8 protein-coding genes and 1 pseudogene are annotated in these 12,025 nt (G+C 68.1%); 5 read left to right on the forward strand and 4 right to left on the reverse strand.

Annotation, left to right across the window (positions count from 1 at the left end):
* Positions 1 to 159: 159 nt before the first annotated feature.
* Positions 160 to 468: pseudogene (gene tpg, locus AC07DW_RS29890) on the forward strand (telomere-protecting terminal protein Tpg); the annotation flags it as partial.
* Positions 469 to 718: 250 nt separating this feature from the next.
* Entirely contained in the window at positions 719 to 958 is a 240-nt protein-coding gene (locus tag AC07DW_RS29895) for a hypothetical protein (RefSeq protein ID WP_478860803.1), read from the forward strand.
* A gap of 31 nt (positions 959 to 989) precedes the next feature.
* On the opposite strand, the gene AC07DW_RS29900 is transcribed toward AC07DW_RS29895, so the two are convergent.
* Positions 990 to 6,200: an RHS repeat protein gene (locus tag AC07DW_RS29900; protein WP_478860804.1), complete on the reverse strand. Its 5,211-nt coding sequence runs from the start codon at positions 6,198 to 6,200 to the stop codon at positions 990 to 992.
* Between the two features lie 434 nt (positions 6,201 to 6,634).
* Here AC07DW_RS29900 and AC07DW_RS29905 point away from each other — a divergent pair, with 434 nt between their 5' ends.
* Together AC07DW_RS29905 and AC07DW_RS29910 are read left to right on the forward strand one after the other, a co-directional pair.
* The gene (locus AC07DW_RS29905) at positions 6,635 to 6,919 is read left to right on the forward strand and encodes a transposase (RefSeq protein ID WP_478860805.1); all 285 of its coding nucleotides are present in this window, start codon (positions 6,635 to 6,637) and stop codon (positions 6,917 to 6,919) included.
* Between the two features lie 128 nt (positions 6,920 to 7,047).
* The gene (locus AC07DW_RS29910; RefSeq protein WP_478860813.1) at positions 7,048 to 7,542 is read left to right on the forward strand and encodes an IS3 family transposase; all 495 of its coding nucleotides are present in this window, start codon (positions 7,048 to 7,050) and stop codon (positions 7,540 to 7,542) included.
* A 4-nt stretch (positions 7,543 to 7,546) separates the two neighbouring features.
* Here AC07DW_RS29910 and AC07DW_RS29915 read toward each other — a convergent pair whose 3' ends face one another.
* From AC07DW_RS29915 to AC07DW_RS29925, 3 genes are all read right to left on the reverse strand, one after another.
* Positions 7,547 to 8,614, reverse strand: a complete 1,068-nt coding sequence (locus AC07DW_RS29915) for an IS110 family RNA-guided transposase (protein ID WP_478860806.1) — start codon at positions 8,612 to 8,614, stop codon at positions 7,547 to 7,549.
* A 463-nt stretch (positions 8,615 to 9,077) separates the two neighbouring features.
* Positions 9,078 to 9,362, reverse strand: coding sequence for a hypothetical protein (locus tag AC07DW_RS29920; RefSeq protein WP_478860807.1), 285 nt, complete (start codon positions 9,360 to 9,362; stop codon positions 9,078 to 9,080).
* Positions 9,363 to 9,477: 115 nt separating this feature from the next.
* A complete protein-coding gene (locus AC07DW_RS29925; protein ID WP_478860808.1) occupies positions 9,478 to 10,107 on the reverse strand; it encodes a hypothetical protein in 630 nt (209 codons plus the stop codon).
* Between the two features lie 589 nt (positions 10,108 to 10,696).
* On the opposite strand from AC07DW_RS29925, the gene AC07DW_RS29930 reads away from it, so the two are divergent.
* On the forward strand, positions 10,697 to 11,302 hold the full coding sequence (locus AC07DW_RS29930; protein WP_478860809.1) for a hypothetical protein: 606 nt from the start codon (positions 10,697 to 10,699) through the stop codon (positions 11,300 to 11,302).
* Positions 11,303 to 12,025 lie beyond the last annotated feature (723 nt).

Raw genomic sequence — 12,025 nt, forward strand, 5'->3', positions numbered from 1 at the left:
GACCCTGTCCTGGATCTGCCGCAGACGACGCTGCGTCCGCGACTACGAACGCCTGCCAGAACATCACGAAGCCATGGTCAAATGGTCAATGATCACCCTCATGACCCGCCGCCTGGCCCGAGGAACAACCCACCCACACACCTCCCCGTGACCGGTTCTCAGTCAGGCACTAAGGCTCGCAAGCAGGCGGCCACCAGCACGGGCGTCGTTGTCGACGTCAGGGCGCGGTTCGGTTTCACCGCCGCGCCCGGCAGCACCGACGATGCCCGCCTGCGGCACATCACCCTCGCCCTGCTCCGCAGTACGCGGCCCGCCTGTTCGACGCCCAGGACGCCGGGGCCAGTGAGCAGCAGCTGCGCGACATCGCGGGCCAGGCGCTCGGCGAGGTCTTTCCACGACGGCGGGCGCCGCGTCCAGGGCCTGGACGTGGAGTTCACCGACATCAAGCAGATGGAATTCGACCTGTAGGCCGCTGCTGCCCGCCCGCCCCGTGGCGGTAGTGGAATCACGTTCCTGTTTTCTCGACCTCCGGTGATCTGCCGGACTGGAAGGACCCAAGATGATCTTGCGGCGGTCCTGGAAGAGATCGGTGCGGGTGTCGCGGCCTTCGCCGGTGTGGATGCGGATGGTGGCGCGTCCGGCGAGGCGGACGTCGTTGAAGCGGTAGCGGTGGCCGTCCTCGTCCTTCAGGGTCCAGCCGTCGTTGATCCCGTGGCGGGTGGTGTTGGTGATCTCGACCCACTCGGCGTTCGCTCAACAGTCCGAGGGCCTCCCCCGTTACTCGACCGGCCTCGTCACCCGGTCGGTGGCCAAGTTGGAAAGCCTCCGGAAACTGCTGGCAACCGCAGGCCACGCTCTCCACCCCGCCGAACGCCAGCTCGCCATTCTCGAAGACCTGTTCAACCTCGCGCGCGAGGCAGGCATCACTACCGCGACAGAGATCAAGACGGCGAGTTAATGATCTGCAAGCCCTGACGACCGGCCTTGCGTCAGATAACCCCTTCCGCTCTGAGGAAGGTTTGTATTGCATCCCTGGACCCAGGGAGACCGAACAACTCGGCCTTCCCCTCCGGGTCCATTACGACCCCGATTGCCTCCGCCCAGAACTCGGTATCCTTTCTTCCCAGATAGTGCTGCGCATCTGCCTCTTGACGCGTATTCGTCTTTACGCTGCGAATTTTACCCTGCCAGTGTTGGAGGAATTTATTGGCGGCGGTATTCGGCTTACGTACGAGGAGGCGGGCCTCCTCGCTAATGTAGTGGCCGACCTCATGGAGGACGACAAGGTCGGGCCGCACCCTCCGGCTACCCAATTCCTTTGCGATATGTTCCGGATTTGCCAAAAGCAAAACTTTCCTCTCAAAGTCCCAGCTGCTTGAAGTCTGCATGCTGGGGTGGAGCACATCGATACCGGGAACCTTGCCGTTGAACAGCAGGCTCTCTTCCGCCTTTTTGAAGGTGCCCAGCATGGAGTCAAGCCACTTTTCCGGAACGTGACTCATCGTCACTAGAGTGCTTGCATAAAATTGGGTTCCCCGGGTCTCAGGCGATGCGCGGAGATATTGACCGAACTTTTTTTCAATATATGTGATGCGCTGAGCGTCGGTCGCGTCAGCAGCCAATGAGGGCCGCAGCCATTTCGCCAGCTTGGCACCAGCGGTGCCGAGGCCGCCGGCGGCGGTGAGGGCGAGGCCGCCGTAGAGGAGGCCGGTGCGTGCGTCGGGGGTGAGGAAGTGTTCGGTGTCGTCGGCGAGGGCGACGGTTTCGAGGGCAAGACCGGCGGTTTCGATGGCGAGTCCGAGCAGAGCGCTGGCGCCGACGGCGGCGAGGCCGCCGGTCGCGGCGGTGACGGCGACTGAGAGGACGGTGCCGAGGAAAATGGCCGCCGACAGCGCGAAGAGGCCCCAGTCGAGCTCGGCGGTGTTGCCGGTGGGGTCGGTTTTCATGATGGGGTTGGCGTCGAAGGCCATGTAGCGGTTGTGCTGGGGTGCTTTGTCGCGGGTGGTGAACCGGTTCTGGGTGGGGTCGTAGAGGCGGTTTTTCAGGTATTGGGTGCCGGTGGTGGTGTTGGTGTATTCGCCGGCGTAGGCGAAGGGGTTGGCGCCGGCTGCGGCCGCGGCTGGGGTGGTGCGCGTGCTGCTGGTGGTGGCCGTTGCGGTGGCGGGTGTGCCCTGGGGCAAGGCGGAGCCAGTGTGGGTGGTGTGCTGGCCGTAGTCGGTGTAGTGCCAGGCGGCGTTGATGTGGCCGCCGTCGCCGGTGAGGGTGGTGGTGTTGCCGTGGCGGTCGTGGTGGAGGTAGCCGCCGCCGGTGGCGTTGGCTGTCTGGGCCGCTTGGGCCGTCTCGGCTGGGGTGCCGGTCTGGCTGGTGGTGAGGGTGCGGGCTTCGCGGGTGGCGGCATGCAGGTAGGAGCCGGTGATGGTGTCCGGCTGGGCGGCCCCCTCACCACTGCTGGCCGTGGTGGTGTGGGTGTCGTTGGTGATGGTGCCGGTTACGGGGTCGTAGTAGAACCCGGTTACCGTCCCGCCGCCTTGCCCGGATCCTTCCCCGGTGGTGCTGCCGGGGCTGGTGGTGGCAGCCTTGCGGGTGCCGTCGGCCCAGTAGGTGTAGGTGGTGCGGGTGCCGTCGGGGGTGGTGACCGTCGTGGGCTGGTTGTGGGGGTTGTAGGTCCAGGTGTTGCCGCGGTGGTCTTTGGTCAGGTTTCCGGCCTGGTCGAATTCCTGGGTTTTCTTCTCGCCGTCGGTGGTGATGGCGGTCAGCCGGCCTGCGGGGCCGATGTCGTGCTCGGTCACGCTCTTCTTGCCGCCCTGGTCGTGGCGGGTGGTCTCGGAGCGGGTGATGTCGCCGGAGACGTTGAGGGTGTAGGCGGTCTCGGTGACCGGCTGGCCCTTGTCGTTGCTGACCTTGGAGTGAAGCAAGCGGTCGTAGGCGTCGTACTGGTAGGCGGTCGTGGTGGTCGCCTGGCTGACTGTCCCCTTGTCATCCTTGAGCACCGTGCCGGTCTCATTGACGGCGGGGCGGGTGTCGGTGCGGGAGGTGAGGTTGCCGTGGGAGTCGTAGGTGTAGGCGGCCTCACTGACCAGGGTGCCGTCCGCGCGCACGGTTTTCTCACTCTTGATCTGGCTGGCACCGGTGAAGGTGTAGAGGGTGGTGACGCCGTTGCCGCGTTCGGCCTTCCCGATCCGGCCGAGCTTGTCGTAGGTGTAGGTGACCTCGGCCAGGGTCTTGCCGTCGGTGCCGGTCTGCTTCGCCGAGTGCAGGGTGCCGTCACCGTTGTGGGTGTAGACGGTGCGCGCCCCGGCCGCGTCGACCGCAGCTGTGAGCTGTCCGTGGGTGTCGTATTCCTGGGTCAGGGTTTTGCCGTCGGGGTAGGTGACTTTGGTGACGTGGCCGTCCGCGTCGTAGGTGTAGGAGATGACCGTGCCCGTCTTGTCGGAGGGGTCGAACACCTCCAGAACCCGGCCGGTGGTCTGCTCGTAGGTGTAGGCGCTCTTCACCACCTGCTTGCCGTCCGCCGACAAGGTGGCCGTCTCGGTGATCCGGCCGGTGGCCGGGGCGTAGGAGGCGGTGGTGACCGACCCGTCCGGGCGGGTCACCTTCTGCGCCTCACCCCGCTCGTTATAGACCGTGGCGATAACCCCGCCAGCCGGGTCCTTCTCTTCGACCACACGCCCGGCATCGTCCCGCTTCACCGTCGTCCCGGACCGCTTCTCCTCACCCGAGCCCAGGGTCTTGGCCACCGGCCCGCCGGTCAGATCCGCGCGCGGCTCGGCGGTGACCTCGCTGCCGGGGAACACCTCGGGCGCGGCTGGTGTCAGGGTGGCTGTGTCGGCCGTGCCGCCGGTGCCGTAGGCGAGGCGGGTGGTGACATCCCTGGCCGTGGATTCCCGCGCCCGGCCGAGCCCGTCAAAGGCCTGAGAAGCCGCGGGGACGGGGGTGCCGTCCGTGTGACGGGTCGAGGAGGCGACTGTCCGGTCGGCAGCATCGAGCTTCTCGGTGGTGGTGGTCACCGCCCTGGCCGGGTCGCTCTCCCCGGCGGGGAGGATGGCGGTGGTTTTGGTGTGGGCGACGTCGTCGTAGGAGAAGAGCTGTGTCATGCCGTTGGGGGCGACGGCCTTGACGGGCCGGCCCAGCAGATCATTCGTGGTGACCGTCTTGCGGCCCGCACCGTCGCTGGTGGTGGCGGTCAGCCCGTCAGGCGAGTACTCCACCTCCTGCAGCGTCCGCACGCCGGGGTCACTGGTGATCTTCCCGCCGGTGATGTTGTCGGTCTTCTTCTGCACCCGTCCCAGCAGATCGCGGGTCTCCACGGTGACGTGCCCGTCGGGGGTGGTGAGCGTCGTGGAGGTCGGGGTGTGCGCCGCGGTGACGGTCAGCCCGTCCGGCCCGGTCTCCTTGATCACCCGCCCCGCATCGTCATACACCGTCTTCGACGCCCGGCCCGCCGCATCCACCGTTTCGACGACCTCACCGGTGGCCAGATCCGAGACCTGCTTCACAGTCCCCCCCGGCGTGGTCACCGCATCAGTACGCGTATGAGCGCCGGTGTCGATGCTGGTGGTGTAGGTCTCCGTCAGCTTCTCCGGCCCCTCATCACCTTCCGGGCGCGCGCCCTCCGCCCAGGTGACCGTCTTCGATGCCAGCTCACCGTGCCCGTCGACCTCGAAGCTGGTGGTGGTGCGTGCCCTGGGGGTTTCGCCCGGCTTGTTGGCCACCGACTGGGTGGTGGTGGCAACATGTTTGCCGTCGGGGGTGAGGGTGTTCTTCGTTTCGGCGACGGTGCCGTCGGTGCCGGTGGTGACTGATTTCACCGGCTGCCCGTAGGGCCCGTACTCGGTGCGGGTGACCGCCCCGGTGGCGTCCTTGCGCTCCACCTGCCGGCCATGATCATCAAACACCGCGGTCTCCGCAGTGGTCCGGGACTTGCCGCCGGGGCCCAGGTGCGTGACCCGTGCTTCGGTGGGTTTGGCGTAGTTCGCCGGCAGCGCTGACGGTGAGGGCGGCGTCTCGTCCTTCTCGCCCGTGTAGTCCATGCCCTGCTTGTGCAGGCTGATCCGCTTGTCCCCGGCGATCAGGAACGTCTCCCGCTCCTGAAGAAGGTGCAGCTTGTTGTAGGTGGAACGCACCACGGAGATGCCGTCGGACAGCTCGGTGGCGTACCGGTAGCCCTGCGCTGCGGTATCGGCGGCGTCGAACAGGCCGAAGGTGGTGTGCTGGTACTTCGGGAACCCGGTGTGGTTGTGCAGCTGCCCGTCCACCGGCACCAGGGAGAAGCTCTTCGGCGCGACCAGGTCCTTCCCGCCCCGGTCGGTCACCCGCACCGTCTTCACCACGCTCATCCCGGCCGCGGTCTGATACTCCACCGCCGTCCGTGCCCCGGCGGGGGTGACGATCTCACTCAGCAGCGCCTTGTTCCCCGTCTCGCTGCTCGCACGGTAACCAAGAGTGGTGACCTGCCCGGCCGGGTCGCTCACCTGCACCAGACGGCCGCCTTCGGTCTTCAGCTGCATTGTCGGCACCCGCCCATCCGAGCGGGCCGGTGAGGTGACCGTGATACCGGTCGCGGAGGGGGTGAGGGTGGCTTTCTGGCCGTAGGTGTCCACCACCTGCACCAGCCGGTGCCCCGACCCCCACAGCCAGTCCACCCGGTTGCCCGACCGGTCCTTGCGCCCCAGCAGATCCCCCTCAGCGGAGAAGTAATCCACCCGCCCGTCCTCATACGACAGCACGTACGTGTAGGGGCGTGCCGGGACGCCGTCGCGGGCCGGAACCGTGCCCGCCTTGCGCTCAAACTCCAGGTCTTTGAGCGGGTAGCGCTTCAGGCCGGTCGCGGAGGCCTCATCGGCTTCGAACATGCCCCCCGAGGCGGGGAACACCCGCACCCCCCCGCCCTCGGTCTCCACAAACGACAGCCCCAGGCTCATCCCCGCACCCAGACCATGCCGGTCCACCCCCGCCGCCGCCAGCTGCTGGTCATACGACAACCCCACCGACGCATCCAGACCCCCACGCCCCCCGAGGGTGACCAGCGGCAGGCTCATCCGCCACAGACCCGTACGCTCATCCAGCGCCCCCGCGGCCGCATCACCCAGCGGTACCGAACCCGACACCGGCGCCGGCACCCCGCCCGGCGTATCGGCAGCCACCGCCGACACCACCGGAACCGCCGCCACCCCAATCACCACCACCGTCGCCAACGCCACCCGGCGCAACCCACACCACCGCAAAACGCCACCAGCGCCCCGCTGCGCAACCAAACCGGCTCCGACAGGCAGAGAGGGGGACATAGAACAACCTCGGTGAGAGACGGCGGAACACACAAATGTGGCTCAGCAAGTCAACCCGCCCCTCCGCCACGGCAGGCACCCACCAAATGGCCACCACTAGGGCTGGGGCACTGTAAGGAAAACAGCCATACGCGCCCGTCGCCGGCGTGCTCCTTGCTGACCCCATCTGACCGTCACCCGTCGCCCGGCACCCGGCACCGCCAGGCGATTCGGTGCATCTGGCGCGCGCGAAGAGGTGCCTGACGGGGACGGCGGGGCCCCCGGCCCGGGCACCCCTTGATCTGTCCCGGTCAAATCACCTGGTTCTCGCGAGAGGAGATCTGATCATGGTTGCCCCGAGGAAGTGCCCGTTGGAGTTGCGGGAGCGTGGGGTGCGGATGTATCGCACCAGTGAGCCGAAGCCGCAGATCAAGCGGATGGCCGTCGATCCTGGCGTGCATCCGGAGGCGCTGCGGACCTGGATCAGGCAGGCCGGGGCGGACGCCGGTGAGCGCGATGACCGGCTGACTACTGCCGAGCGTGAGGAGCTGGCCGTCCTGCGGAAGGAGAATGCCCAGCTCAGGCGGGCGAACGACGTACTGCGGACGGCATCGGCGTTTTTCGCGGCGCAGCTCGGCCCGACCCGGACCAGGTGACCGCGCTCGTCGGCGAGCATCCTTGTCTGGGGGTCGAGTGCGTACTTCGGGAACTGCACATCCCCCCTTCCGCGTACTACCGGTGGCGCCGGGCAGAGAGCGAGCCGTGCGAGTGCCGGCAGCGTGGTGTGGAGCTGACCGGGCACATCCGCAGGATTCATGCCGACTCCGGTGGGATCTGCGGCTCATCCCGTGTCCATGCCCAGCTCAGGCGGGAGGGCGTGCACGTGGGCCACAGGCGGGTGGAACGCCTGATATGCGCCAGGCCGGCCTGCGGGGCATCAGCCCCCGCCGCACCCAGGCCTGGTGCAGCGCGACTTCACCGCGCCCGCGCCGAACCGGCTGTGGGTCACCGGCCTGACGATGATCCCCACGCACGAGGGGCCGCTGTGGCTCTCAGCGGTCCGCGACGCCTTCTCCCGCCGCGTGGTCGCCTGGGAGACCTCGCAAAGGCGGACGCCGGCCTGGTCCTCACCGTGCTGGAGTACGCCCTTGCCTCCCGGGAAGCCGGGCCTGGCACGCTCGTACATCACGCCGGTCACGGCTGCCAGTACACCTCCGTGAAGCTGGCAACACGTCTGGTCAGGGCAGGTACCGAGGCGTCCATGGGGAAGCTCCTATAGATCGTCAAGCGGTCTGCGGGAGCGGTTCGGGGTTGGGGATCGTGTGGGGTAGGTGTCGGTAGACCTCGCGGGCGACGAACTGTTTCAGGCAGTGGACGATGTCCTTCTTGGTAATGCCTTCGGCGGTGCGGCGAGCGACGTACTCCTGGGTGCGCTGGTCGGACTTCATGCGGACCAGGACGATGGTGTGGAGTGCGTTGTTGGCCGCGCGGTCGCCGCCGCGGTTGAGGCGGTGGCGGTTGGTGCGGCCGGAGGAGGCCGGGACCGGAGCGGCCCCGCAGAGGTGGGCGAAAGCGGCTTCGGAGCGGAGCCGGTCGGGGTTGTCGCCCGCGCTGGCCAGCAGCTGGCCGGCGGTTTCCGGGCCGACGCCGGGCAGGGCGATGAGCCTGGGGGCGGCCTGGGTGACCAGCGGACCGATCTCCGGGTCGGCCTCCTTGATCTCCTCGTCGAGTGCCTGGTAGCGGCGGGCGAGTCTGCGTAGTGCGGTCTTCACCGCGCAGGCCGGGTCGGCGAGCTTGCCCGTGGGGCGGGAGCGGGCCAGGGTGTCGACCAGTTCCTTTGCGGACAGGCCGCGCAGCTTGTCGCGGACGCTGGAGGGGGCGGTGACGATGAGGGTGCGGATCTGGTTGATGGTCTGGGTGCGGGCCTTGACGGTGCTTTTGCGGACCACCCGCAGGGCCCGGATCGCCTCCACGATCCCGTTGCGAGCCTTGGGCGTGCCTGCGGCCCGCCCCGACAGGACGGCGGTCGCGGCCGCGTAGGCGTCGATCGAGTCGGACTTGCCGTTGTCCCGCCTGGCCTTGCGGTCGGGCCGGTCCACCTCCACCACGGTGACCCCGTGCGCGGTCAGGAACCGGGCGGTCTCGGCGCCACAGGCGCCGGTTCCCTCGATCCCGACGGCCAACGCCTCGCCGTGCGAGCGCAGCCAGTCCAGCAGCCGCTGGTAGCCGTCGGGGGTGGTCTCGAACTGCTCGGTGGCCAGGTGCCGGCCGATGCTGTCGATGACCGCGGCCTGGTGGAGGCGGGCGTGGGTGTCGATCCCGCCGACCACCGCTATGTCCTGTGCTGCCATGCTGTTGTGTGCTGCCCTTCCAACGCGCGCTGATGGGAGGGCGCGAGCCGGCCGGGCAGACGGACAAGACAGTGATGGGACCTTTGGCCGGGCTCCTGACTGTTGAATCCACCCCACACGCTCGGTCTGCAGCCGTAGCGTCCAGGGTGTCGGTCGGCACGGGCCCGCAGTGCAGGTCTCTTTTCATCGGCCCAGATGGAGCCGTGGCAGGGGCGGACCGACAGCGGACTGAACTGGTCGAATGCGAAACACCGGTCCGAAAACCGGCTGGTAGGTGCCGGCAACGTCCCGCGGGACGAGCGCTGCGTGGAAGAGCGGCCCCGGCAAACGCGTGCCGGGGCCGCGGTGCACCACCACGCAGACGGGGACCTGGCCGCGCCCGTGGCGATCGGGAAACCTGGCCCGGGCAGGCCGGCTTGCTGCACTCCGCAGTCTTTGAGTGGCGGGGTCGGTTGTCTGTCGTTCAGGTGCCGACGGCGGTGACGCCGAACATGAGGGTTCGGCGGCTGACGTCGTAGTGCACGGTCGGGGTGCTGCGCAGGAGGTCCTGGAGGACATCGGCGTCGTCGGCGTCGACGGTCAGTACCTCTTCCCAGGCTCCTTCGTCGAGCACGAGCTGCAGGGTCAGGGTGCCTGGGGCAGCGGGCTCCCCTGCGACCCAGCTGAACTGGTAGTGACTGAGCTGGCGCACCTTGATGCTGTCGTCCGTAACGGGCTGCCTTACTTTGGTCGTGGCAGTTCTGGCCATGGCCTGTCTCCTTGTGAATGGCGTGGGGGGCGGCGTGCGGATCGGACTCGGGCCAGCGGGCAGCTGACCGGACAGCCTCGGGCACAGGGCCGCGGGGGCATGCTCGCCTGTAAGTTCAGCAGTGGTCGGCCATCGGGCCGTAGTGGCAGGCACGGCGCACGGCAGCCATACTTCTGCCGCCGGCCATGGCCAGGGGTGAGGCGGCGCGCCGTAGCATTCCTGCCTGCTGCTGCTCGGGGCGCTGCTGCTCTCCGTGCAGGGCATTGAGCACCAGAACCCCGGCCGTCAGAGCAGGTACGGCCCACTGCAGGACGGCGAGGTGGCGCTGCGCCTGATCCACATCCACAGGGTGGTCGGCGGCAGCCTCTCGATCCTCGGAGTCGGGGGACGAGGCGAGTTCGACCTTCTTGCCCAGGACGCGGCTGTACGCGGTGGCGGCGAGCGCGGCTGCGGTGAGGACCGTCTTGGCGAGGGTGGAGGCGCCCACGCCGCTCTGGTAGGCCACCCGGGCACTGTTGGCCCCCAGCAGCCCGGTACCGCCCACCAGGTGGGCGCTGATCGCGGCCGCGTTCACCGGGGTCCAGGCGGCCCAGCCGGCGCTGGCGAGCCGCGCTGCGAGAACCGGCTCCTTCACGGCGGTGCGCGCCGCTCCGTTCACCCCGACGGCCCCCATGAGAGAGCCCCCGAACCAAGCCGCCAGGCCGATGTCATGCAGACTGCGCATGACCGTGTTGCGTTGAGACATCTGAGTCCTTCCAGACACACTCGTCCCTGCGGGTGCAGGGCACCGAACTCAGGGTCGGGGTGATCGTCGGCACCTGCCACATGAGGCGCGCACTTGGACGAGTCTCGCTCTCCGCCCGGTGGCCAGGGTGATGATCAGCTGAAGGGGGCAGATTCCGGGTGGTAGCTGCCGCAGCGGAGCTGATGACCTGCCGGCAGCACTCCACTCAGATGTCTGTCAGCGGATCAAGCCCACTCAAACCTCGCCGGTAGAGAGAACCGCCGGGATGGCTCAGTGCCTTCCAATCCGTCTCACGCCAGCCAGGGCTCCCCGCTGACTCAGCAGTTGATGTAGAAGTAGGTGTCTGCCCCTATTCCAGGCGACGCATCCAAGCCCTCACGACCGCGCCGAGGGAAGAACGGAGGAACGAAGCGCCATCAGGATAGCCCGGGCGGAAGTGCTGGGCCTGGGTACCGCGACATCGAGAGTGAGGTGGTCTCCGGTCAAGCAAACCGCGATTCCCGCACCCCGACAGCATCCCCGTCGGGTGGGCGGAAACAGAATGCCTGCGCAGTGGTGTCGCACGGCAGCAGGGCCCCGCCGGTACTACATGAGGTGCCCCGAAGTTGGACAGACGTCCAATAGGATTGCCTCCGCCTACCCGTGGCTGCTGCGGCAGCGGCTTGCCCAACTGCTGGCGCACATCCGCAGCGTCACCGATCCTGACGGGTTCGCGGCGCTCAAGGACCAGTACGCGGCCACCGGCCACTCGGGGGCCAACGACTGGAACAACGCGCTCAACCGCGTCACCTGGATCATCACCAGCAGGGGCGGGACCTTCCAGGACATCACCATCGGTGACTGCGTCGAGCTCCAGCACGCCATCGGCGAACACGAGATCAACGGCTACCACGGCAAGCATCTCTTCTACGCTCTCCTCGCGGAACTCGGCGTATTCGGCTCCGAGGCCCCCTCGCGGTCGAAGACGGTGATGCTGCCGGGTCAGCTGACGCCGACGGCCCTGGTCGACCGGCACGGCATCGCCTGCACCGCGATACGCAATCTGCTGGTGGACTACCTCACCGAGCGTGCGGTCGACCTCGACTACGTCACGCTGGAGGACATGGCCCGAGCGCTGGCCGGACTGTTCTGGCGAGACCTGGCCGGAGCGAATCGATGCCCGGATGGTGCTTCGTCGGCGTCGACGAGCCGGTAGGCCTCGTACCGGTCGCCGGTCTCCACCAGCCGACCCCACCGAGGAACGGCCAACCTCGACAGATCCCGCTCGGGCACACGATCGTTCACGACCGCAGACCGTACTGGGCGGTAACCTCGCCTGTGCCCTGAACTGCGCAATCAGCGTTGTTCGTTCAGTGAACGGGGCATCCGCTGTCCCGTCCTGAGGCCCGACCCCGAGCAGATGCCCAGGCTGGATCTCGTCGACCGCCTCCAGGAGGCCAAGGAACAGGGCTGGCCCGGCGAGGTCGCGGCGATCGAGGAAGCCTGGCCGCCGCCGGGCAGAAGCTCACCGCGATGCAGGCACACCACCGTGCACCTCGGGATGCCCGACTTCCGAACCAGCGCTGGCCGTCTCACCCCCGACCCGGCCAGCGGCTGGCACCACAGTGGGCTTCCGCGACACGCCCGACGAGCTGCGGAAGCCCAACTTTACTGAAGTCGCGTTCCGTTACGGAGCCCGAGGAATCGACAACCTCCGTTGTGCTGGGTTAGTTCGGATAAGACCAGCTCGCTGCCCTCGGGCTCGTCCTGAATGCCGTGGTGCTGTGGAATGGCAGTGCAGCGTCGCCTTCGCGGCCGCCCCCAGGCGAGGGTGGTGGACCCGGGAAAGGGCGGAGGGGGGGGGGGGGGGGGGGGTGGGGGGGGGGGGTGGGGGGGGGGGTGGGGGGGGGGGGGAGGGACGGGTACTCCTCCAGGGGGA

This window comes from Streptomyces sp. NPDC045701 (assembly GCF_056432045.1).

Excerpts from the sequence above, each read along its gene's own strand:
- AC07DW_RS29930 (WP_478860809.1), top strand. The coding sequence starts at position 10,697 with ATGAGGTGCCCCGAAGTTGGACAGACGTCCAATAGGATTGCCTCCGCC.
- AC07DW_RS29925 (WP_478860808.1), bottom strand. The coding sequence starts at position 10,107 with ATGTCTCAACGCAACACGGTCATGCGCAGTCTGCATGACATCGGCCTG.
- AC07DW_RS29915 (WP_478860806.1), bottom strand. The coding sequence starts at position 8,614 with ATGGCAGCACAGGACATAGCGGTGGTCGGCGGGATCGACACCCACGCC.
- AC07DW_RS29920 (WP_478860807.1), bottom strand. The coding sequence starts at position 9,362 with ATGGCCAGAACTGCCACGACCAAAGTAAGGCAGCCCGTTACGGACGAC.